Below are 23,822 nucleotides of genomic sequence, written 5' to 3'. Positions count from 1 at the left end.
TTAATATAATATTGATAATTACTAGAAGTGAAGTTACTGTATCGGATGCTTTTTAGAAATAGTTTTAATGGTATAGCTAGCAGGTTTTATGTATTTATTGCATTAATCATTGTAATACTAACATTTAATATCTCATATGGTTCTAATGAATTTGAATTATTTATTAAAAAGTTCCAGACAATATTTAGTAAATCTACATTTGAGTTGATAAATTCTAGATGTGGCTTATATAAGTCAGCATTGTCACAATCTGCTTCTAGAATAAATCATCGTAGTCCATCTTCTGAGGGTATTTCTATTATTATTAATAATATGCAGAAATACTCAGAAGATTTGCTTTTGCTAGAAAATAACTTATCAGAAATGAGTTCAGGTAAAAGTACCAATAGTCATAAAACAGAGCTGCTTGAGTATGATAAAGCTATAGATAATATTGTTGGGTTTCTTAATGAACACTCCTCTAATATTCAAAAATTGGATATTAATAATTCATTACCAATATCCAAATTAGTGTTAGATTTAAAGCGCTTTAAGAAGAAACGCTCTACTATACAGGACACAGTCATAAATAATAAGAATGAGAATCATAAGAATAGTGGTAACAATGAATTGCATAATGTTGTAACTAATTCTAATGGATTTAAATTATTTGCTGAAACATTTAATACAGTATTTAGTGAGTCTACTATGGAGTTAATAAATTCTGGAAGTATACAAAATACTTCCTCTTCAGAATCTATAGAATCTGTATATCCTATGTCTCAACTATATGTCAATACTCCTAAAAGTCTATTATCTGAAAGCAGTGTAATAAAAGGTATGAAAGAATATTTAATAAAAATTATAAAATTAGAATATAATTTACAAAAGGTAACTTTAGACAAAGATAATATTGATAATAATAGTGATTTTATAGCATTGAATAGCAGATTCACTATAGCAGATGGCGAGTATACTGAAGCTATAAATAATTTAATAAAGGTCCTTAATAAAGATTATTCATCTATTAAATATTTTATTGTTAATAACTCTGGAGAATGTAATGCAATTATATCAGAGTTGATAAACTTGAAAAATAAGATTAAAGCAGAATATGATCAGAATTTTTTGAACTATCGTTTTTATAAAGGTAATAATATTGAAGATAAAAGTCTTATAGATAGCAGTTTTGTAAGTAATAAGAGAGTAAAAAATGCTAATGATAGAAAGAATAGTAGCGAAATGTCACATAGAACATTTGATAGTGCTAAAAGATCTACCTCAAGATGTAGTACTAATACTAATGATGTTAAGAAAATTGTTAAAATTCATAATCAGCTGATTAATAAAAGTCACAATAAAAAATCTACTAATAAAAAACATGTAGCTCATCATGATAACAAAAAGCTCCTGAACTTTAAAAGAAAAATCATTCATAATGCAAAAACTTTCAGTACAGAGCCAGGTGTAAAGTCTGTAGGAGTGAATGATGGATTAGAACAACCTCTCAAAAATACTGCTAACACTACTGGTAGTAAGAAATTTGTTAAAATTCATAATCAGCTGATTAATAAAAATCACAATAAAAAATCTACTAATAAAAAACATGTAGCTCATCATGATAACAAAAAGCTCCTGAATTTTAAAAGAAAAATCATTCATAATGCAAAAACTTTCAGTACAGAGCCGGGTGTAAAGTCTGTAGGAGTGAATGATGGATTAGAACAACCTCTCAAAAATACTGCTAATACTAATGATGTTAAGAAAATTGTTAAAATTCTTACTAATAGAAAATATATAGCTCGTCATAGTAAAAAAAAGCTCCTGAACTTTAAAAGAAAAATCATTCATAATTCTATTAATAGAAAATTGCTTTCTGCTTCTAAATTACATATTTTATATACTGATAGCCATAGAGATAGTGATTATTCAATAAAAGTTACCAGGATTTTTTTTCCTGTATCATTTAATTTTCATGATATTATTGCGTCTCCTGCTCTTAAAGTATATAATATATATACTGATAGTGATAGAGATAGTGATAGAGATAGTGATGTTACTGGGAATGAAGGTGCATTATCTGGTATTGAATTAAGTGATAGTGAAAAGAGCGCAGGTGGCTTGATTAAGGATGATCTAAGTGATAGTGAAAGAAGTGAAAATGAATTGATTGAGGATGGCTTAGGTGATATTGAAAGAAATGACTCAAAGAAAAAATTGAATGAAGATGCTAATCCTACATTACCAAATAATCAAAAAAAATTGTTTTATGCTGTAGAAGAGGTAGAAATCTTAAAAGATGTTAATGAACATAGTGATTTCTTGTCTCAATATCTTAACCACAGATATTCTAACTTATACAATAATATAGAATCTGCTAATGTTAATTTCGTCGATACTAAATTGTTTTCTCGAGGTGTATATTTAAAACAATTACATGATAATATAAAACAAAAACCTTTTAATAAAAATACCTTATATGATGTTGATATTCATAATGTAAAGATTGTCATTGATCATATAATGCATCATAGTTATTGTTTATGTACATCTATTAACCGTTCTATAAAAAAAATAAGATATCAGAGTGCCATAGAAGATAATAAAATTACTATTAATGATACATTATTTTCAATATTTGGTAGATATTACACTAAAAATAGAAATTTTATAGAAATTACTAATTCTTTTGGGCTATTTAGCGTGGATAAATTAGAAGTACAAAATTTAATAGATGAAGTGAATTATTGTTATAACAATCGTAAAATTTACTCACTGTCTGCCTTACTCGGATATGAATATCTTTCTGAATATTGTATACTGAGCCCGATATGCGGCATCCAATACACTAATTTAAATCCTACTAGTTATAAAAGATCGGATAAAGATTTATTGACTGATCAGGATGGTTTAAGTAGTTGTTCTTTGGTATTGGGATCTATTATTAACTCTCGTGCAATTGAAGTGGCAGATAACTTATTTTATAGTTTTTATTTAAAGGGTTTAGTTATGTACCAAATCCATAATAGTCAGGACAGTATAACGCAGCCAAAAGATATTTCTCAATTATCTATCATACAGAATAAAGCCTTGAACAATACATTAAATTATAACTTAGATGCAGCTTTGAATATTAATTACTATAATTTTATTGGATCTATTGGGTATGGAATTGATATGAATCATACCAGATATACAATACATAAACCCTATTTGAAAATTACACTCAATATTTAATACAAAAGTTTTTTATATCAAAAATTATACTGATTAATTTATAAAAATTAAACTTTGTTTTAGAATTCTAGTTTCGTTTTGCTTTATGCTACATAAAATCAATTCTAAAGTGGTGCTGATTTTTGTATTTTTTAATAGCGAATTTTTTAGTGTTTGTATATTTTAACAATTAGCTAGTGTTTATACTATTTAAATATTTTTGAAATAGATTCAATATTCATAACCAAGTCATTTTGTACGCTATTTCAAGTTTTTTCTTATCATGGAATCCATTAAATAAAAATTGACAGTATTTTTTATAGTCAGTTATCAAGTGGTTTATACTTTTATAGTATTATCAGTTGTACTGCTATTACAACATTAGATTTTTTATTTGAAGATGCTGCACTATTAAAGTAGTATTGAGCTAAAAGAGAGAGGAAAAATTATATATATGGAAAAAATTATTATTAATCTGCGGTATATGATAGCTTACTATAAAAAGTTGGAGTTTATCATTTTTCCTGTTGTTCGTGGAGAAAAAATTAAATTTTTTTCTATAGCATCATTGATGTTTTTTATACTGTTTAATCAGAATTTAATACGTAATTTAAAAGATAGCTTTGTAGTGACCCTCATAGGCACAGAGATTATAAGTTTTATAAAATTATGGGGGGAGTTTCCTGTAGGTATACTATTTGTAGTGGTCTATACCAAGTTATGTAATGTTATGAGCACTGAGAAGATATTTAGAGTTGTTGTAGTTTTTTTTATATCTTTTTTTACTATATTTGCTTTTTTAATTTATCCATATTATTCATATCTACATCTTAAAGAAGATACAATACTATATTATGTCTCTTTGTTTCCATACCTAAAATGGTTTATAGTTATGGTAGGCCATTGGGGGTGTGTTACTTTTTACATTATGGGAGAATTATGGCCAATGGTTGTTTTTTCATTAATGTTTTGGCAATTAATCAATAAGATTACATCGGTTAATGAATCAAAAAGATTTTATTTTTTGTTTAGTATTTTTGGACAATCTAATTTGTTATTATCAGGTCAAGTAATATCTTGGATTATCAAACATAAAAAATTTTTATCTCAGATCTTTTTTCCTATGTCTGTAGATACTGACAATATAGTTTTGTTAAAGATTATAACAATATTAGTTATTGTATCCGCTACTATATGTCTTATATTGCATAAGGTAATAGATGTGATTTATGTTAAGCAGTTGAATCAGATGCATAATGTTAAGATAGATGTGCTGGCTTTAAATTTTAAGGAAAGTACAAAAATGATATTTAATTCTAAATATCTTCTAATGATTTTTATATTGGTAGCAACATATTCTGTTTCAGTAAATTTAATAGAAGGTGTATGGATGTCTAGGACTAAAGCATTATATCCTAATACTGCAGATTTTATGAATTATCAGGCTAAGGTACTGTTTTGGACTGGAATCATGACTTTAGTATTTTCTATATTTGGTGGTGTTGTAGTGAGGAAAATAGGCTGGTTTTTTGCAGCTTTAGCTACACCTTTAATGATTACAACTGTAGGAGCATTTTTTTTGATTGGAGTTATATTGGAAACTCATATAACCTCGATATTTGTAACGGTTTTTGCTATACAACCAATAATACTTATAGTGATTGCAGGAGCTATACAGAATATCTTAGGAAAAAGTACAAAATATTCATTTTTTGATGCAAGTAAAGAGATGTTATATATACCGCTAGATAAAGAATTAAAAGCTAAGGGCAAAGCTGCAGTGGATATTATGGGAGGCAAAGTTGGTAAATTTTGTGGAGCTGGGGTGCAATTTATCACTTTTACTCTGTTCCCTACTGCTACTCACGAAGGTATATCACCAATTTTATTGTCAGTATTTTTATTGAATGCTATTTTATGGGTCTATGCGGTGTGTAGTATAAGTAAACAATATCAACTTAGATTATCAGATGCCCTTAAAAAGAATCCTGCCTAGTTAATAATGAGTGTTATATTATAGCTATGCTCGTTCATATTTAAATAATGTCTGTAATTTTCATACGATTATTAAGAAGTCGATAATTATCTTCGTTATTTTTAGTTGTATCGATTATACAGATTTGCGATTTTGATTGTAAGCTGTTGTGAATTGTTTTAAAACTGTTAGTATAATATTTTAATATAAAAATATTTATAGTTTGTTAATTACATCTATATTAAATAGGCTATAAACAATAAATTGTATAAGGGATATGTCAGGTAAAAATATACAAAATGCTGAAGAGCAAAAAATTCGGGATATATGTTATCGTGTAACCTCATCAAAAGCTGTGTTTGTAGCAATTGATATAGGGTTATTTGATTATTTACAGGATGGTTATAAAAATATTAAAAATATTTCTGCTAAATTTAGTTTAGATTATCAAAAGGCACAGAGCTTGACGTTATTATGTTATGCAGAAGGGTTGTTGTTATGCGATGATCAATTTAATTATAGAAATACGGAGGCATCAAATAAATTTTTATGTAGCTCTAGTAAATATTACTATGGTGATTTTGTTAGATATCTTTATATGGATTGTGATGAATCAAGGAGTTATAATAAAATCAAAGAAGCAATATTACACAATAAGACAGTCCCTTTAGGTGGTTTGCTATTTTCAAAACAGTATTATGAAGATGAAGCAATTGTGAAAAAATTCACTTATGCAATGCATGCCAAAAGCCTATTTACATCCGATTATTGGCCGGAATTTGTTGATTTAGAGAATAAAAAGTTATTTGTAGATTTAGGAGGGGGGCTTGGTACCCATTCTGTTGCTGTGTGTAAACGATACAGAAAATTGAATGCAATAATTTTGGATATGCCTTCGGTAACAAAGATTGCTCAGCAATATATAGAAAATGAAAAATTAGGAGATAGAATTCGCACTGAGTCTGTAAATTTTCTTGTAGATGATTTATTCTCTGCTGATGTATATTTTCTTGCAGATATTTTGCATGATTGGCCTATAGATATCTGTCGACAAGTTTTATCAAAAGTTTTTCAGTCTTTGCATCAGGATGGATTAATTATTATTCATGAAATTTTTTTGAATGATCTAGGAACCGGTCCGTTAAATGCTGTCAGATGCAATATGAGTATGAATATTTTTTCATCTGGCAGACAGTATTCAAAATCAGAGATAACTCAAATATTATATACAATAGGTTTTACTCAAGTAAATTATAGTGGATCAATAAATGATTGGGGGATTATCGTAGCTAAAAAATCATGAACATAGGTGTATTATATCATTATTCAAGTTGTAATTTATGTATTTATGTACCATTTATTTAGTCTCGAATTACCTTAATATTGAGTTCTTCTAGTCTTTTTTCTTCAATTTCACTAGGGGCATTCATTAGCATATCTTCTGCCTGTTGATTCATACTAAATGCAGTGACTTCACGGATATTAGGTGCATCACTGAGAAGCATTACAATGCGTTCTATGCCTGGTGCTATACCTCCATGTGGAGGAGCTCCATATTTTAAAGCCTTAGTCATACCAGAAAAGATACTATTAACATGTTGTTGATCATATCCAATGATATTAAAGATTTTATACATAAATTCTAGATTGTGATTACGTATTGCTCCACTTGATAATTCTATTCCGTTGCATACTATATCATATTGGTAAGATTTAATTTTTAGTATTTCTTCAGTATTATCAATAGAATCAAATTCTTTTATTGTACATTGTGGCATAGAAAATGGATTATGTGAAAATTCTAATTTTTTGGTATCCTTATTAATTTGGTATAGTGGAAAATCTGTTATCCAACAGAAGATAAATTCTTGATTATTAATTAGATCTAATTTATTTCCTAACTCTGTTCTTATGCTTGCAGCTATTTTCAATGTTTGATCTTTAAAATCGCATATAAAAAATACTGAATCTCCATTAGAAATGGATAATATTTTCTTAAATTCTGTTATTTGATGTGTTTTAATAAATTTTGCTAATGGTCCTTTTATTTCTCCTGTAGCAGAAAGTCTTAAATAACTAAAAGCTTTTGCTCCCTGAGATACAGAAAATTCTAAGATATCATCAAAGAATTTTCGTGATTTTTTATTACTACTTTCAGGAGCTGGAATTGCTAGGACTACTGCACCATCTTTAATCATATTATTAAATAATGTATACTCTGTATCTTTGAATAGATGTGTGCTATCTGTAATGATAATTGGATTTCTTAAATCTGGTTTATCAGTACCATATTTGTTGATTGCATCTTCGTATTTAATTCTTTTAAAAGGCCTACTCGATATCTTTTTATCAGAAAACTTTGAAAATAGATTAAATAGAATTGGTTCAATATTATTAAAAATATCTTCTTGTGTTACGAAGGACATTTCTATATCTAGTTGATAAAATTCTCCGGGGGATCTATCAGCTCTAGCTGCTTCATCACGGAAGCACGGGGCTATTTGAAAATATTTATCAAATCCTGAAATCATTAATAATTGTTTAAATTGTTGAGGAGCCTGTGGTAGTGCATAAAATTTACCTTTATTTGTACTGCTTGGTACTAAAAAATCTTTTGCTCCTTCTGGAGAGCTAGATGTAAGGATAGGGGTTTGTATTTCAATAAAACCTTGTTGTTCCATTAATTCTCTTATAGTAGAGATAATTTTGGCTCTCATCACTATGTTTTTATGCATTACATCCCTTCTGAGATCTAAAAATCTATACTGTAGTCTTAAATCTTCTGGTATTTTCTGATCGGAGTTGATAGTAAAAGGCAATGATTCTGATTCTGATTCTAAATTATAATCTTCAGCAAATATTTCAATTTCTCCTGTATTTACTGATGTGTTTGTATTTTTTTGACTTCGTTTTATTACTATCCCTGTTATAGTGATGACTGATTCATATTTTATATATTTAGCTTTTTCTTTTAATATTTCATCTTTGAATACAATTTGTGTAATACCGTAATGGTCCTTTAAATCAATAAATAATAGATTGCTATGATCTCGTTTTCTATATACCCACCCAGATAATCTTACTTTTTTATTAATATCAGCAACTCTTAGCTCATCACAGTGATGTGTTCTATATTTATGCATTTTATTTAATTTTTAATTATTTGATTAATTAGCTAACTGGATAAAATTAAAGATTTGTTTAAAAATAATGAATTAACATTTTTAATACCTAACAGAAACATTGCGAGTACAAATTCTTGCTTTATTTTCTCTATTTCTTTTACCACTGCATCCACTGAAATCATAGCTTTTTTTAAAAAAACATTAGCTATTCCACATAGTGACGCTCCTAATATTATTGATTTTGCTATATCTATACCATTTCTAATACCTCCACTAGATATGAATACTGCTTTATCGTGGTATATACTGCAATTTTTTAGTGCAATATAAGTGGGTATACCCCAATTTTCAAATGTTATTCCGATATCAGATATATTATTTTTTACTTTTTCTTTTATAGAGATTCTTTCATGTTCAACACGGCTCCAAGATGTGCCCCCAGAGCCTGCAATATCAAAATATTTTATTCCATGATTTAATCCTATTTCTATATCAGTATTAGACATGCCTGAACCTACTTCTTTTAGTATCACAGGTACAGCTAATGAACTTACTACCTCACCAATTTTAGATGCTAAATTACTAAAATTTGTGTTTCCTTCTTCTTGTATTGCTTCTTGCAATGGGTTTAAATGTAGGTAAATAGCATCCGCTTTCAACAAATCTATTGCCTTAGATATATGCTTTTTTTCTAGCTCGTAATTTAACTGTACTGCTCCTATATTCGAAATTAATGGAATATTAGGAGCTAATTTTCTAAGATCAAAACTCTCTGTTGCTAGGGTATCATGAAACATAATTCTTTGTGACCCTACAGACATTGCTATTTGTGTTATGCTTGCTGCTTTAGCCAAATTGTAATTAATTTTTTTTAAACTGCTACTACTACCACCTGTGATAGGAGAAATAATTAAAGGAAAACTTAACTTATAACCCAAAAAAGATACTGATGGATCTATTTCTTTTAACGATAACTCTGGTAATGCTCTATGTATGAGCCTGATATGATCAAAATAGTTACAACATTTATCAATATTATTGTTATTATTTACAATGCTTACGTGCTCAAGTTTTTTTTTATCAAATATACTGGGCATTATATTAATGTCTTATTTAATGATATGATTTTCTTTAGTAATAGCAAGATAATCTGAGAAATAAAAAATGTCCTTTATTTTATTTTAAAAATATTATATAATCAACCGGAATTCTTTGCATTGTTATATTAAGAGTTTGTGGAGTAGATTCATCGTAGTGGTATGGGTGTTTTTAGTCAAATTGATATAGTACGATATTATCTCATTGTACTGAAATTGTACAGGGAAATGACGTGTTGTTTATCATTGTTTATGTATTAATTGCAGTATGTTATGTAATGACAAAGTTAAAATTTATTTTGAGTTATGGTTTTATATCTAGTGTTTTAGGTGTCAATTTGCTAGTGTGCTGTGTACTTTATTATACCTCTCTTAAAATCTCACTATATGGTGCTGTTTTATGTATTACGCTTGCGCTATTGGTAGTTCTTAATATTAGGCTTTATTCTAAGGTTCGTTCATATATATCGAAATATACAATTTTAAAGAAAAAATTTGATTCATTAACTAAAATTAGTGATGTACTTAAGGGGGCACTTGATAGTATGAGTTGTGCAGTCTGCATAAGAGATTCGTCTTTGCAGATACTATATTGCAATCCAGAATTTACTAGGTTAGTTGTAGCAAGTAGTGATACTGCTGCATCCGTAGATAGCATGTATTTTGAAATTGATGATAGATCTAGACATATAGCAAAAGAAATGTTTTTAGAAAATATTAAGAGTTATGATTCTAACAGAGTGATTTTTGTTAAGGGTACAGACTACATATATAGTATTAGTGACAGATTGCTTAAAGGTAATCAGCAAATATCTTCTGTAGCATTCGATATAACAAAATATGTCACAAACTATGATGCTTTAGAAATTATTACAGTATTGTCAAGATTTTTAGCAGATACTGGGCATGCCGTGATGTTATTTAGTCTTAGTAAGAGACTCATTTTTTATAGCTATCCTGTTTTAGATATTTTTGGCATTAGTCAGGAGTATCTAGATAGTAACCCATATTATGAGTCTCTAATACGTTATGTATATCTGGAACAAAAATTATGTCGAGTACAGGATTTTGAATCATTTAAAGATAAAAGATTAAGTGTTATTAATGATAATTCGTGTGTGCAGCACCAAGATGTAGTGTTGCTTAATACTGGCCAGCGTTTACAATTAGATATTATACCTCAAAATTCTGGGGGGTTTTTGTTATTTTTTCAGTACAAATTTTAGAATTATTTTGTTAAGCTGTTTTAGCTTTGGATTAAGTATTTGATATGCTAATTTTTTTTGTTTATATGTATTAGAATGTGTTTTATAGTTTATACATACTTTGTCATACTTATATCTGATACAGATTTATATCTTGCTTAATCCGGATTTAAGTTTTTTGATTTATTAATATTGTCTTTTGTATTATAGAATAAATATATGAAAATAGTTAGTTCGCTGAAGTCTTTGAAGAAAAGAGATAAGAATTGTCGTTTAATTAGAAGAAAAGGGAGGTTGTTAGTCATTAATAAGGTAAATAAAAGATTTAAAGCTAAGCAGTCATAGTGTTTTGTAGAGATGGTCGTTTCTATTAATAAGTATTTCATTTATATATTTGCTCTTCTATAGACTTACTAGATGTTTTGAGATTGTTATTAATTAGTTTGTGGTTTTTCTGTTTTAGCATTATAATGGGTCTGTGGTGTTTTAGTGGTTGTTTTCTGCTTTATATCGTTGTTGATTTACTAAATTTTCAAAGATTTTTCTAGCTATGTTTATGTGTTAACCATTATGATATGTTCCATTTTTGCCTTCTTTAGATTAGTGTTTAAATTATTTTTTCATCGCATATTTATTAATTTATTATTAATAATTACTGGTGTGTTTTTATTTGCTAAAAATTTAGATACAAATGTACGCTCTATTGTTAGCCCTCAAAAAGTTGTAGATAATAATAACACTACAAGCAAGCTAAAAATAGTGAATACTAAGCCAGGAGATAGTCTATATAAAATCTTGCACAAAGAATATATTAACCAAAGTGATATTACAGAAATTACAAAATTGGTTAATCGAAAAATTAATCCTAAATTTAGTCTTAATATAGGACAAGATGTTTCAATTGAATATACTTCTAAAACTAAAAGTAATAGGGCTGACCTTAATAAAAACAGTTTAATTAGATTAGTAGTATCACAAGGCGCTAATGACTCTTTTGTATTTTATAAGCTAAAGAATGGAAATTTTGATATACAGCATAATGTAGTCGAATTAACAAAAAAATTAATAAAATACAACGTTATTATATCTACAAATATTATAAATTCATTAAAGAAATCTGGGGTACCTAATCGTATCATATCAGATTTAATTTCTGAATTTAGAAACGAAATAGATTTTAAAAAGTCTATTCATCCAGGTAATAAAGTTACAGTAATTGCTGAAAAATTTATTACAAAAGATAATAAGGTGTCGCACTATGGTAATATATTATACGCTAGCATAAGTACTAAAAATAATCATCACAAAATATATAGATATTTTACTAGTAGTAAAAAACACTATCAATTTTTTGATAGTAATGGTAGAGCTATAAAAAGCAGATCTTTCGCTATGCCTCTTAAGTTTTATAGAATTACATCACGCTTCGGTTATAGGAAGGATCCTATATTTAGAAGTGTTAGAATGCATAAAGGAGTAGATTTAGCCGCTCCTAAGGGTACCCCTATATATGCTTCAGCAAATGCTGTAGTAGAAGCCATGGGTTACCATGCTAAGTATGGAAATTTTGTCATGCTAGCTCATAGTAATAATTTAACTACCGTTTACGGACATGCATCAAAATTTGCTAAAAACCTTACTAAAGGTAGCCGTATCAAACAGGGAGATTTGATAGCTTATGTTGGAAGTACAGGTAAATCTACAGGACCCCATCTGCATTATGAAGTGAGAATTAATGGTAGAGCAGTTAATCCTTTAAATATAAAACATATACCTACAATCTATCTTTCAGGTAAATCTCTTGAGAAGTTTAATAAATTTAAAAAAGATATTGCACAATTAAGTAAGCATTTGGATTATCAAGCAGAAATAGCAGAGGTTGATACCAGAATTGGTACAATGCTTAACTAGTGCCCAATTACTGTACCAGTATATATTATGGATTTTAAACGATATAGAGGATATTTAATATTAGTACTATGTTTAGTATTATTAGATCAGTTAGTAAAATATTTCTTTATTAGTTTTTTTCAAAATTCTCAAATATTTACTAATCAATTAAGAGTTACGGCAATTTTTGATATAGTTTATGTATGGAATCATGGTATTAGTTTTGGACTTTTTCAAGGCGTTCAGAACATTAATATTGTATTTTTTCTTGTCAACTTTATTATAATAGTATATTTTGTTCTTATGCTTTTTAAAGCATATACTGGTTCAGTATTAGTTTTATCATTAAGTTTTATTGTTGGTGGAGGTATTAGTAATCTTATAGATAGGGTTTTCTATGGAGCTGTTTTTGATTTTATATCTTTGCATTATAAGGGTTTTTATTTTCCTGCATTTAATATAGCTGATGCTTGTATTACTGTAGGGGGTTTGATCTGGTTTTATACTTACGTAAAGCATAGTGAAAAATAAAATTACATGTTGTGGTATATACGGGGTTATAGTTCAGTAGGTAGAACGTTTGAATGGCATTCAAAAGGTCAGCGGTTCGATCCCGCTTAGCTCCACATTCTAGTAAAAATGCCTGATTATGGTTTATGGTTATATTTGCTATGATGATTTTAGATAATTATTGGTAAGTATACACTTGCTATCACTTTTATATGTTGTTTTATAGTTTTTTGTTTGATAAAAACAATGTTTAAGCTGTATCATTTCTGCGTATATTTTTTAAATCTGGATTAAAATAAATAAATATAAATATGTATAAGGAGAGTGTACTGAGTTTTATAATGATACTATTTTTATCATTATTGAATGGCTGTCATTTATTTTCTGTGCAGTCTCAAATATCTTCAGATAATATTATTAATGACACATCTAAAGATGCTGTTTATAATAAAAAATCTCAAATACCTAAAATAGCACTTTTAATTGACAAGTCGGAGTCCTCTGAATCTATGCCTTTAGAATATAGTAGTATGCTAAAGCTTGGAATACAGGATGTTAGTACTGAGTCTATAGATTTTGTTTCGTATGATTGTAGTACTGACCAGTTCTTAATAGATGCAATTAACAAAATAATAGTAAATAAGGTCAATATTGTAGTGATAGGAACTGAAAATAGTTATATCAATCAACAGGTAATAGAACAGCTACAACATTATCAATCTGTTATTATGACGGTATCTAATGATAGTAATTTAGCATCCAGGGGAGTTTTTGTACTTGGTATTAACCCCTTGGAGTCACTTGCATCAGTAGTGCAATACTATTTAAATAAGGATTATGATAATTATTTAATGCTGATGGTAAAATCTCCTAATTCTTTTAGGCTAAAAGATGGCTTATCAGAAATTATTAGAGCTAAAGGGGCTAAGGTTGTCAAATGCGAGTTTTATTCCATTGAAGATCTGAATAAACATGTTAAAGCTATATCACTCACTGTAGACGATATTAATGAAATGGATGATAATTTAAATAAACCGATATTAATAGTTTATGACAATATTAATGATGCGTATAAGATATTTAATACATCAAAGTTTTTTAGTTTAGATAAAAAATCCATTATGGCAACATACCATGATGCTAATATTAATTCTATTAAAAATTTTTCTATAACATATCCAGGAGCAATTTCTGATAATTTGGACCAAAAAGCTTCAGATATTGGTGTCAAAAGAATTCTATTCAAACATAAATTATTCTATGATATAGGGAAGATTTTGTCTGAAAATGTTACTGAGTTGCAAAATCCTGATAGTTTTGTTAGTAGTATACATAATAAAGAGTTTAATGGTTCTTCCGGTAAGATATCTTTTGAAGATTTTATTGCTAAAAGGGAATTCTTAATAATTAGAACTGCTAATCAGGGGCAACATGTACTAGATTAGGGCAATTATCTTGCAGTATAACTAAGTAAATATTGGTGTTAATTATATGGATATTGAGTTTGATTTAATTGTTATAGGTTCAGGCCCCGCAGGCTATACCGCTGCTATAAGGGCAGCCCAACTTGGGATGAAGGTAGGGTGTATAGAAAAAAATCAAAGGTTAGGAGGTACTTGCTTAAATGTAGGGTGTATTCCATCGAAAGCTTTATTGAACTTCACTAAAAAATATTATGAGGCGCGTAACTTATTTTCTGATATTGGTATTAATGCTGAAGTCAAATTGGATATAGCTAAAATGATGAGTGCTAAGGATTCTGTAGTCAGTAATCTTTCTACTGGGATCAGTAGTTTGTTTATAAAAAATAAAGTACAAAGATTTACTGGTGTTGCTACTATAAAAGATAGTAATACTGTCTTAGTAAGTTCTGACAATGGGGAGAGTATTCAAAAAATTACTACCAATAACATATTAATAGCTACTGGGTCTGTTGTTAAAGAATTTAATAAAGTGGAATTCGATAATGAGATTATTATCACTTCTAGTGAGGCTTTATCTTTGCCTAAAATTCCTCAATCTATTTCTGTAGTGGGTGCAGGTTATATAGGTTTAGAGTTAGGTTCAGTATGGAATAGGTTGGGTTCTCAAGTCACTATAATAGAATATTCTGCTAATATACTTCCGGCTTTAGATAAAGATTTGACTAATATTCTGCATAAATCACTAACTAAGCAAGGAATAAAAATTATGTGTAATAGTGAAATAAAATCTGTTACAAAAGATAATAATAATCAAGTAAGCTTAGTTCTTGAAGATCTTAAGGATAAAAATACTGTTGAATTAGTAAGTGATATAGCATTGATTTCAGTAGGAAGAAAAAGTTATATGAAGGATCTAGGTATTGAAAAATTAAATATTAAAATTGATAATACTGGCAATATAGTAGTGAATGAAAAATATCAGACTAGTATGCATAATATTTATGCAGTAGGAGACGTTATTTCTGGCCCAATGTTAGCACATAAAGCAGAAAAAGAGGCGGTCGCAGCTGTAGAATTTATGAATAATCAATTTTCAGAAGTTAATTATGCACTTATACCTAGTGTAGTATATACTTCTCCAGAGATCGCTACCGTTGGGGACAGTGAAAAATCTTTAAAAGAAAAAGCTATTTCATATAAAGTAGGGAAATTTCCATTTTTAGCTAATAGTAGAGCAAACACTATGCTACATCCTGAAGGATTAGTTAAGATATTCTCAGAGATGAAGACAGGTAAAATCTTAGGAGCGCAGATTATAGGTCCGGAAGCTGGTACATTAATAGCTGAGGTAGTGGCTTATATGGAGTTTGGAGGGTCTGTACAAGATATAGCGATGACTTGTCATGCACATCCTACGCTTAATGAGGCAATCAAAGAGGCAGCTCTTGCATCAGATAATATAGCCATCAATTTTTAGTTATTATATAACTGATAATCTCATACAATTACTTATATTCTGCAAAGGGATTATTTTAAGATACCTAGTTGATGATTATTTTGATTCCCAAGTAGATATTAAAGGCGCATGATCTGATGCTTGCAGCAATTTTCTTGTATTATGTTCTATTACTATGTCTCTGAAATATTCTACTAGGTTAGCTGATGACAATATAAAGTCTATCCTATAGCCTAAATTTTTTTTGAAATGAGATTTTCTGTAATCCCACCATGAGAATTCTTGTGCTTTAGGGTAATTCAGGCGAAAATTGTCTATAAAACCCATATTTAAGATGCTTCTCATTTGCTGTTTTTCTGTTAAAGTAAAGCATGTAGTATTTTTTAGTGCATTTGCGTCATATACATCTATATTAAAGGGTGCTATATTTAGATCTCCACAGAGAAGTGTTTTTTCCTCTAGCATATCAAAATTGTTTAGGTATTTTATTAAAGATTCAAAAAATTGAATCTTTAACTGAAATTTATTACTGTTTATTTCTCCTCCGTTTGGAGCATATAATGAAATGATATTTATAAATCCTATGGGAGTATTCACTATTATTTTGATGAATCTTGCTTCTTTGACACAAGGATTATCACAAAAATCTATTTTAATGTCTTCAGCGGTAAATTTAGATAAAATAGCTACTCCATTATAGCTTTTTTGTCCATTTATATAGATATTATATGCTAGATCTTGGAACTCATTATAAGGGAATGATTCTTCTGTACATTTTAGTTCTTGTAGACATATGATATCTGGATTATATATTGCAATTAAATTCAGTAATTGATCAGATCTTACTCTGATGGAATTTATATTCCAGTTTAATATTTTAAAAATCATTAGCTAGCACTTAGAGTAAAAAATTATCAACGAACTATTTGATGCAATATCAAGCAATATTCAAAATATCCCAAATGAAGCATATATTATTTGTATTTAAAATCATCTTTGTGTTGATTTTTTAATCCAATAAGACTTCTGTATCTTGATTATGCCGTTTATATGTAGTATTTTTCAGCTGATGTAAATTTTTATAATCATTTTGTGATGTTTTTTCTAAGTGGTCGCTTAATTCTTGATTAAAAATGTCTATCTTGTTTCTAAAGAAATGATCAGCCCCTGGTATTACTCTATATTCTATATCAATATTATTCTGTTTGATCAATTTATTGGATAGGTTATATACAGAGTTCTCACTCACTACACTATCTAGATCTCCTTGTATTATTAACCCTGATACAGGGCATGGATTTAAAAAAGTAAAATCATATTTATCAACAGGAGGAGCGATTGCAATGAAATGCTGAATTTCTGGTCTACGCATTATTAATTGCATTGCTACCCATGCTCCAAAAGAGAATCCTGCAATTAATACAAAATTAGCACTTGGATTACGCAATTGCAACCAGTCTAAAGCTGTAGCAGCATCTAACAATTCTCCTTTACCTTTATCAAAGACTCCTTCAGAGCGCCCTGATCCACGGAAATTTATTCTTAGCACATTAAATTCGTGTTTAACTAAGGTTTTATAACTGTTGTAAACAACCTTATTATGCATAGTCCCCCCGTATAATGTGTGGGGAGGTAGTACTAATGCTATTTTGGCAGCATTATTGTTACAGGATTCGGTATAACTACCTTCTATCCTTCCGCTGCTACCATTAAAAAACACTTCAGACATATTACTAAAAAATCCGTTACTAATGATATTATAGAAATTATGATATTACATAGGAGAATTTATTCAAGGATAAATTTTAATTACTAAAAATTTTATTCATTTTTTTTAGATTTTAGATTTTTATTATCGATGATATTAATTGCATTCTCTAGAGTAATGGTAGAGAAATTAATGGATTTGGGTATATAAAAAAACTTTGACATATATTTAATATAAGGCCCATATCTGCCAACATTAATTATAATATCTTCTGATGTGTTTTTATACTTTCCTATAGTGTTAGGCAGGCATAAAATTTTTATTGCCTCATCTAATGAAATATCATTAGGATTGATAGTTTTGGGTATAGCAATTTTTTTCGGTTTTGTTAAGTCTAAGGCGTTTTCTAACTCAAGATACCATCCGTAAGGTCCTTTTTTTAGATATATATTATTATCATTTATATCTTTTCCTAAGAGTTTTTTATTATCGGTTATATCTGAGGAATCATTATTGATTGCAGAGTTCTCTATCTGTTGCGTGAATTTGCACTCAGGATAGTTACTGCAAGATAAAAATGGCCCAAATTTACTGAGCTTTAAAATTATTGTTCCATTACTGCATGAAGGGCATTGCCTGCTGTTAATATGTGATTGGTTTTTATTTACAGAATCAGCATCTCCTATAGATTTTTTATTATTATGAAATAGATACTTATCTAGCTTCTCTTCTATACAAGGTATAATATCCTGTATCCTTAATTGATTTACTTGATTTATATTATAATAAAAACCCTCCCAAAAAGTTTTTAATAGTTCTTTCCATAATATTGTACCAGTTGAGATTTTATCTAAATTTTCTTCAAGATCTGCAGTAAAGCTATATTCAACATATTGTATAAAGAAACCAGTTAAAAATGTATTTAGTAACCTACCAATTGATGTTGGAAAAAATTTCTTCCTGTCTTTGACTACGTACTTTCTTATTTCTAATACCGAAATAATATTAGTATAAGTTGAAGGTCTACCTATACCTAAATCTTCAAGTTTTTTAATTAAGCTTGCTTCATTATACCTAGGTGCTGGTTCAGTAAAATGTTGTATAGGTTTAATTGTATCTACAGACAATTTCTCATTTTCTGTAAGAGTTGGTAATGCATTTGTATTCTCAGTGTTTTCGTCAGTATTTTTTTCTCTATATAATTTACAAAAACCATCAAACTCTACAGTAGATCCATTAGCTTTAAAATCAAATTTATTATCAAGGCTGGAGATATTTACTATTACTGAATTTATAATTGCTTTTTCCATTTGTGATGCTAGAGCTCTACACCAAATTATATTGTATAAATTCCATGAGTCTTTATCAAGATAGTCTTTTATACTATCAGGGGTAATATTTATATCTGTTGGTCTGATTGCTTCATGTGCTTCCTGAGTATTTTTAGTTTTAGACTTATGTACTATAGGAGATTTTGGCAAATATTCTTTACCATATTTATTGAGAATTAAGCTACGTATATCTTGTATAGCGTCAGAAGACAATATAGTACAATCTGTACGCATATATGTGATTAACCCTATAATATCTGTTGATAGTTTGATGCCTTCATATAATTTTTGAGCTAATTGCATAGTCTTTTTTGCAGAAAATCCTAGTTGCTTTACTGCTTCTTGCTGTAGAGATGCAGTAATAAATGGAGGATATGGGTTGCGTTTATGTTGTTTTTTTTGTAATGATTTTACATAAAAACTATTATTTTTAATTTTTTTTACAATAGTTCTTGCTTCTTCTTCTTTAGATAGAAAAAATTTATGCAATTTATTGTCATCTATTGATATTAACTTGCTTGTAAATGCCTCTCCTTTAGTATTTTTAAAATGTCCCCATATATCCCAATATTCTTGTGAAACAAAATTTTCTATTTCTTGCTCTCTATCAGAGATGATTCTTAAAGCAACAGATTGTACCCTACCTGCTGATCTACAACCTGGTAATTTTTTCCATAACACTGGAGATAAAGTGAATCCTACAAGATAATCGAGTGCTTGTCTTGCTTGTTGGGCACGAACAAGTTCAAGATTTATATCTTTTGGATTATCAATTGCCTGTAATACTGCCTTTTTTGTTACTTCATAAAATACAATACGCTTGATGATGTTGGTATTAATTTCTTTTTGCTCTTTTAATATTTCGTATATATGCCATGATATTGCTTCTCCTTCACGATCTGGATCTGTAGCTAAATAAATTGATTTTGCTTCTTTTGCAAGCTGGATGATTTCCTTCATATGTTTTGTAGATTTATCTATCATCTCATATTTCATTGAAAAATCTTGTTCTGGTAGTACAGAACCTACTTTTGAAGGTAAGGCACGGACATGTCCGTAAGATGCAGCTATTTTAAAATTTTTATCCAAATATTTAGATATAGTCTTTATTTTAGAAGGAGACTCAACTATTAAAAGTTTCATTTAAAATTACTATGCAGTTGTTTATTTGCTGTATTGTATCACGACACATAATTAGTTTATGACGGCATCCTATTATTACCAGTTTATTAATTGTTGTCAATAACCAGAAAGTAAGATCCTTATAGATATATATTTATTATGTAGATACGATATATTTTGTAGCAAATAGATTTATAAAAAATATAGATTTTGTCTAGGTGTTATTTTAAATAATACTAAAACAAAAAATTAATCAATTAAGCAAAATTAAAATTATTTAGTTTCAATATTTACTTATTACCAGTTATCAATTAAATTGTATCAATTATTTATGTAAGGGTTTTTTAACTGATTTATTAGAAAAATTGTGCAGGGGGTTGGTTGCGCTACTATCAGCTTTGGTATGAACAACTGTATTTTTAAATATTTTAGATATTTTGTTAAAGAATTGTTTATTTTGTTCTGTTTCAGTAACTTTGTTAGAAAATTTTGGTAATTCCACTTTTTTACTATTTTGTTCTGTTGAAACAATTTTGTTAGGAAATGTGGATTCTATCTTAGGGATTTTAGGTAACTCTGCATTAATATTTGTATCCTTGGTATTCGTATCATTATCAATATGAAATTTTGGTAACTCCACTTCACTATGTGCTTTTTTTAGATTTACATTAGAATCAATATTAAATGTAGGTAATGCTACTTTTTTACTGTTCAGATTGTTGTGTGGATTATAGCTATGAGAAGATGTATGAACTTTATTCTGATTTTTCATACTATCTGTTTTCATATCAGCATAGCTAGCGTTGGTATTTTGCTTGATGTTAGATGATTCATTATTTTTTTGATAAAAATGTTGACCTTCATATTTCACGTTGTGGGGATTTGCTTTAGGATCCAATAATATTTTGTTCGTTGTATAAAATTGTTGAGATCGTTGATAATGTATATTTACTGATTGTTCCTTTTGGTTCCACTGATTAATTAAATTCAATGCTGTCTGCTGATTATTTTCTGAGGCTATTTGTTCTAAGGTTTTTCTATTATTATCCTTAACTTTTGTATTTGCTCCAGCAGCTGTTATTAACTTTTCTATTGTTATGGTATTTCCTGACTTTGCTGCATATGCTAGGGGGGTCTGGCCATCAATGTCTTTTTTTTCTATATCTCTATTTTTTGCTATTGTAAGGACTTGAGAAATTGTATCTTTATTACCAATTCTAGCTGCATAATGTAGTGCTGTCGCACCAAGTTTATCATGCCATAAACTTAGTGTAATGTTATGTTTTGTACTCATGTCCATTATATATTTTATAGCTTTATTCTTTGTAGAATTACTGCTTTTAATATCATCACTAAATATATCTAGCAATGCTTTGTTTAGAACATACGGTAGCACTTTTTCTCTCATACCTTGGAAATATTGTGATGATAAATATTCCAATGTTTTATCACTGTAGAGACATTTATTCTTCATGCTATTTATTAATATCGGAGCAAACACTGAAGCAGAAGATACCATCATATCTTGCTCAGTATGTATGGGTAGGAATAAGGCTTTTCCAAAATTTTCTATATTCATTCCTATTAATTTTCTAACTATCTTGTAGTTTGAAATTGAAATAGCGTAATCTAGGACTGACTTTCCCTGTTTATCTTTAGCGTGAATATTCGCCCCACCTTCTATTAGTACTTCTACAACCTGTGATTTATTTTGTATATTACTTTTAATAGCATGCATTAATGGAGTTAATCCCAGACCGTCTTGAACATTTACGTCGTAGCCCTCATTTATTCTCTGTAGTAATTCTTCTATGTTACTATTTCCTATAATACCAGATAATTCTGTCATATACATCATTATATAAAAATATCAATAATATCTTAATTTTACAGCATAATACTAAATTAATGAAATATATTTATTAAATTAACTAATTAATTTTTTATATATAATTAAATATACATTTAATTATATATATATTGGTCGATATTTTATAAACATATATTAATTGACATTTGATAAAATCTAGTGTTAGATTGGGCTGAGTATTTTTGTTATGAATTGACAGAGAGATGGATATGTTTCGTAGTGTTCTGACAAAGAATGGGTGTTTCCTGTATTTTTTGTTTTTTTGTATTTTGGGTGTGATTTTAGCGGTAATACCTGAGATTCGAAGTGGTTACGTGTTAGCATTAGAGACAAATCCTTTGCAAGTTGTAGGTGTTGAAGAAGATGAGTTTGGTGTTTTAGATTGTGTAGATGCTGAAAGTGATTCTACTGAAATATCGTTATTAAACAATATAAATGGTATCTTTGATACTGATCATATCAATTTTGCTTCTAATAGATTTAAGCAATCAATAGAAAATGTTAGGAAGGCCATTGTTTCAATAAAGGTACATACAGATATTGAGCCCTATGTGGTTTCTGAAGATAATAAATCTATAGGATTCATTTTAGATAGAGATTCTGGAATAGTGGTTTCTTATTTGGATAGAGCTTTAGGAGAGTCAATTGCAACTTACGAGCTGAGTTTTTATAATGGTAAAAAGATAGTAGCACAAAAATTATACTATAACCCTATTAGTTGCCTAGCCTTATTAAAGGTTGATCTGAGTGATGATATGAAATCTCAGCTAGATAGCATAGTAGTATCAGATAGAGATTTAAAGTACGGTGATAAAGTATTGATAGCTGATTTCTGGGACTATGGTTTTGGATATCACGAAGGTTATATTTCTGATGAATATTCTAGAGATAATGTTTTTTCTGGTTCTTATATAATCAATACTGAATCTGTAACTTTGTATCCTGGAATAGTTTTTGATGACAATTTTCAGTGTGTGGGGCTTACTTCATATCATTCTAATACATATGTTAAAGCTATAAAATCACACTATATATTAGATATTAGTGAAAAATTTAAAACTAATAATCTAAATTTAATTAACCATTTGCCTATTACTTATACAAACTACTCCTTAGATGATGCTGTAAAACACAGGAACTTTTCTAAATTAACTATGGATTCTTTTAACCATGATTTTCCTCATTATAGGAATACTGTATTAATAGTATCAAGCGTTTTTAGAAATATATTTGATAAAAATATCATATTGCCTGGAGATATTTTATGGAAGGTTGGTAATAATATTATAGGCCCTGATATTACGATATTAAGTAAGGCTATAAGTAATGCTGTCGATAGCAAAATTGATCTAGTGATTTATCGTAATGGAGAGGTTCTCAATATTGAAGTGCCTATAATAGATATTAATAAATATAGTATTAGTAAGATACTAGATTTGGATGGCAGTATAATTTTTGAATCTGATTATTATACTTCTGCCATTTGGGGGATCCCTCTAGGTAAAGTGGTGCTCACACATATTAAGGATACTAATATTCTAAAAGATAAAATTCCTAGTAATGGATATTATGACGATATTCCGAAGTTTCGTGTTGTGATTGAATCAGTTAATGGAATACCAATTTCTTCTATAGATAATCTTGTTACTATACTTCAGCAAATTAAAAATTTGCGCCACATTAGATTAGGATATAAGAGCTACGTGCCTATACCTGGGTTCGCTTATGTTACAGAGTCTTTGGGAATATCTTCTACTGAGAATTATTTGTTGAGTACCTACTCCAGTATTAGGTTATTCGAGCGTGATAAAGTTAAAGATCAGTGGTTGAGTAGTGCCGTAGTGTATAAAAATAAGGGTTTTGTTTCGAAATTATTTGATTTATTAAGATAACAGCTCATTAAAATCATTTTAT

The 23,822-nt window shown here is 28.7% G+C and carries 16 protein-coding genes and 1 tRNA gene; 11 read left to right on the top strand and 6 right to left on the bottom strand.

What is annotated here, in order from left to right:
• Positions 1–45: 45 nt before the first annotated feature.
• The 3 genes from IHI24_RS02690 (at position 46) to IHI24_RS02680 (ending at position 6,473) form a co-directional block, all read left to right on the top strand.
• On the top strand, positions 46–3,216 hold the full coding sequence (locus IHI24_RS02690; protein ID WP_194966528.1) for a hypothetical protein: 3,171 nt from the start codon (positions 46–48) through the stop codon (positions 3,214–3,216).
• Positions 3,217–3,649: 433 nt separating this feature from the next.
• Positions 3,650–5,191: an Npt1/Npt2 family nucleotide transporter gene (locus IHI24_RS02685; protein ID WP_194966527.1), complete on the top strand. Its 1,542-nt coding sequence runs from the start codon at positions 3,650–3,652 to the stop codon at positions 5,189–5,191.
• Positions 5,192–5,447: 256 nt separating this feature from the next.
• A complete protein-coding gene (locus tag IHI24_RS02680; protein WP_194966526.1) occupies positions 5,448–6,473 on the top strand; it encodes a methyltransferase in 1,026 nt (341 codons plus the stop codon).
• A gap of 58 nt (positions 6,474–6,531) precedes the next feature.
• Here the strand turns inward: IHI24_RS02680 and aspS are convergent, their stop codons facing one another.
• Both aspS and fni read right to left on the bottom strand, forming a co-directional pair.
• On the bottom strand, positions 6,532–8,313 hold the full coding sequence (gene aspS, locus IHI24_RS02675; protein ID WP_194966525.1) for an aspartate--tRNA ligase: 1,782 nt from the start codon (positions 8,311–8,313) through the stop codon (positions 6,532–6,534).
• Positions 8,314–8,345: 32 nt separating this feature from the next.
• Positions 8,346–9,392 carry a type 2 isopentenyl-diphosphate Delta-isomerase gene (gene fni, locus IHI24_RS02670; protein ID WP_194966524.1) on the bottom strand — a complete coding sequence of 349 codons (1,047 nt, stop codon included), beginning with the start codon at positions 9,390–9,392 and terminating at the stop codon, positions 8,346–8,348.
• Between the two features lie 278 nt (positions 9,393–9,670).
• Between fni and IHI24_RS02665 the strand changes: the two genes are divergently transcribed.
• The 7 genes from IHI24_RS02665 to lpdA all read left to right on the top strand — a co-directional run bounded on the left by IHI24_RS02665 (position 9,671) and on the right by lpdA (position 15,898).
• Positions 9,671–10,618, top strand: a complete 948-nt coding sequence (locus IHI24_RS02665) for a hypothetical protein (RefSeq protein ID WP_194966523.1) — start codon at positions 9,671–9,673, stop codon at positions 10,616–10,618.
• A 198-nt stretch (positions 10,619–10,816) separates the two neighbouring features.
• Complete coding sequence (rpmJ, locus tag IHI24_RS02660) at positions 10,817–10,942, top strand: 50S ribosomal protein L36 (RefSeq protein ID WP_194966522.1); 126 nt, start codon at positions 10,817–10,819, stop codon at positions 10,940–10,942.
• A 315-nt stretch (positions 10,943–11,257) separates the two neighbouring features.
• Positions 11,258–12,508 carry a M23 family metallopeptidase gene (locus IHI24_RS02655; protein ID WP_194966521.1) on the top strand — a complete coding sequence of 417 codons (1,251 nt, stop codon included), beginning with the start codon at positions 11,258–11,260 and terminating at the stop codon, positions 12,506–12,508.
• A gap of 27 nt (positions 12,509–12,535) precedes the next feature.
• Positions 12,536–13,018 (top strand): signal peptidase II, encoded by a 483-nt coding sequence (gene lspA / locus IHI24_RS02650; protein WP_194966520.1) that lies wholly within the window; start codon positions 12,536–12,538, stop codon positions 13,016–13,018.
• A gap of 22 nt (positions 13,019–13,040) precedes the next feature.
• Positions 13,041–13,113 (top strand) — tRNA-Ala (locus IHI24_RS02645).
• Positions 13,114–13,308: 195 nt separating this feature from the next.
• A complete protein-coding gene (locus IHI24_RS02640; protein WP_194966519.1) occupies positions 13,309–14,442 on the top strand; it encodes a type 1 periplasmic-binding domain-containing protein in 1,134 nt (377 codons plus the stop codon).
• Positions 14,443–14,488: 46 nt separating this feature from the next.
• Positions 14,489–15,898, top strand: a complete 1,410-nt coding sequence (gene lpdA / locus IHI24_RS02635; RefSeq protein ID WP_194966518.1) for a dihydrolipoyl dehydrogenase — start codon at positions 14,489–14,491, stop codon at positions 15,896–15,898.
• 75 nt (positions 15,899–15,973) lie between these two features.
• Here the strand turns inward: lpdA and xth are convergent, their stop codons facing one another.
• The 4 genes from xth to IHI24_RS02615 all read right to left on the bottom strand — a co-directional run bounded on the left by xth (position 15,974) and on the right by IHI24_RS02615 (position 21,887).
• Complete coding sequence (gene xth, locus IHI24_RS02630) at positions 15,974–16,765, bottom strand: exodeoxyribonuclease III (protein WP_194966517.1); 792 nt, start codon at positions 16,763–16,765, stop codon at positions 15,974–15,976.
• Positions 16,766–16,886: 121 nt separating this feature from the next.
• A complete protein-coding gene (locus tag IHI24_RS02625) occupies positions 16,887–17,606 on the bottom strand; it encodes an alpha/beta hydrolase (RefSeq protein WP_194966516.1) in 720 nt (239 codons plus the stop codon).
• 92 nt (positions 17,607–17,698) lie between these two features.
• Positions 17,699–20,059: a type I DNA topoisomerase gene (gene topA, locus IHI24_RS02620; protein WP_194966515.1), complete on the bottom strand. Its 2,361-nt coding sequence runs from the start codon at positions 20,057–20,059 to the stop codon at positions 17,699–17,701.
• A gap of 304 nt (positions 20,060–20,363) precedes the next feature.
• Positions 20,364–21,887 (bottom strand): ankyrin repeat domain-containing protein, encoded by a 1,524-nt coding sequence (locus IHI24_RS02615; RefSeq protein ID WP_194966514.1) that lies wholly within the window; start codon positions 21,885–21,887, stop codon positions 20,364–20,366.
• Between the two features lie 230 nt (positions 21,888–22,117).
• Between IHI24_RS02615 and IHI24_RS02610 the strand changes: the two genes are divergently transcribed.
• A complete protein-coding gene (locus IHI24_RS02610) occupies positions 22,118–23,800 on the top strand; it encodes a serine protease family protein (protein ID WP_194966513.1) in 1,683 nt (560 codons plus the stop codon).
• Positions 23,801–23,822 lie beyond the last annotated feature (22 nt).

This window comes from Rickettsia endosymbiont of Cardiosporidium cionae, from assembly GCF_015476335.1.
Taxonomy (GTDB): domain Bacteria; phylum Pseudomonadota; class Alphaproteobacteria; order Rickettsiales; family Rickettsiaceae; genus JADHZC01.
Note: the sequence above shows the minus strand (reverse complement) of the source record. Positions and strands in the feature narration are given on the sequence as shown.

Excerpts from the sequence above, each read along its gene's own strand:
- IHI24_RS02610 (WP_194966513.1), top strand. The coding sequence starts at position 22,118 with ATGTTTCGTAGTGTTCTGACAAAGAATGGGTGTTTCCTGTATTTTTTG.
- lspA (WP_194966520.1), top strand. The coding sequence starts at position 12,536 with ATGGATTTTAAACGATATAGAGGATATTTAATATTAGTACTATGTTTA.
- xth (WP_194966517.1), bottom strand. The coding sequence starts at position 16,765 with ATGATTTTTAAAATATTAAACTGGAATATAAATTCCATCAGAGTAAGA.
- IHI24_RS02690 (WP_194966528.1), top strand. The coding sequence starts at position 46 with ATGCTTTTTAGAAATAGTTTTAATGGTATAGCTAGCAGGTTTTATGTA.
- IHI24_RS02665 (WP_194966523.1), top strand. The coding sequence starts at position 9,671 with ATGACAAAGTTAAAATTTATTTTGAGTTATGGTTTTATATCTAGTGTT.
- lpdA (WP_194966518.1), top strand. The coding sequence starts at position 14,489 with ATGGATATTGAGTTTGATTTAATTGTTATAGGTTCAGGCCCCGCAGGC.
- IHI24_RS02625 (WP_194966516.1), bottom strand. The coding sequence starts at position 17,606 with ATGTCTGAAGTGTTTTTTAATGGTAGCAGCGGAAGGATAGAAGGTAGT.
- IHI24_RS02680 (WP_194966526.1), top strand. The coding sequence starts at position 5,448 with ATGTCAGGTAAAAATATACAAAATGCTGAAGAGCAAAAAATTCGGGAT.
- IHI24_RS02685 (WP_194966527.1), top strand. The coding sequence starts at position 3,650 with ATGGAAAAAATTATTATTAATCTGCGGTATATGATAGCTTACTATAAA.
- aspS (WP_194966525.1), bottom strand. The coding sequence starts at position 8,313 with ATGCATAAATATAGAACACATCACTGTGATGAGCTAAGAGTTGCTGAT.
- IHI24_RS02640 (WP_194966519.1), top strand. The coding sequence starts at position 13,309 with ATGTATAAGGAGAGTGTACTGAGTTTTATAATGATACTATTTTTATCA.
- IHI24_RS02615 (WP_194966514.1), bottom strand. The coding sequence starts at position 21,887 with ATGACAGAATTATCTGGTATTATAGGAAATAGTAACATAGAAGAATTA.
- topA (WP_194966515.1), bottom strand. The coding sequence starts at position 20,059 with ATGAAACTTTTAATAGTTGAGTCTCCTTCTAAAATAAAGACTATATCT.
- fni (WP_194966524.1), bottom strand. The coding sequence starts at position 9,392 with ATGCCCAGTATATTTGATAAAAAAAAACTTGAGCACGTAAGCATTGTA.
- rpmJ (WP_194966522.1), top strand. The coding sequence starts at position 10,817 with ATGAAAATAGTTAGTTCGCTGAAGTCTTTGAAGAAAAGAGATAAGAAT.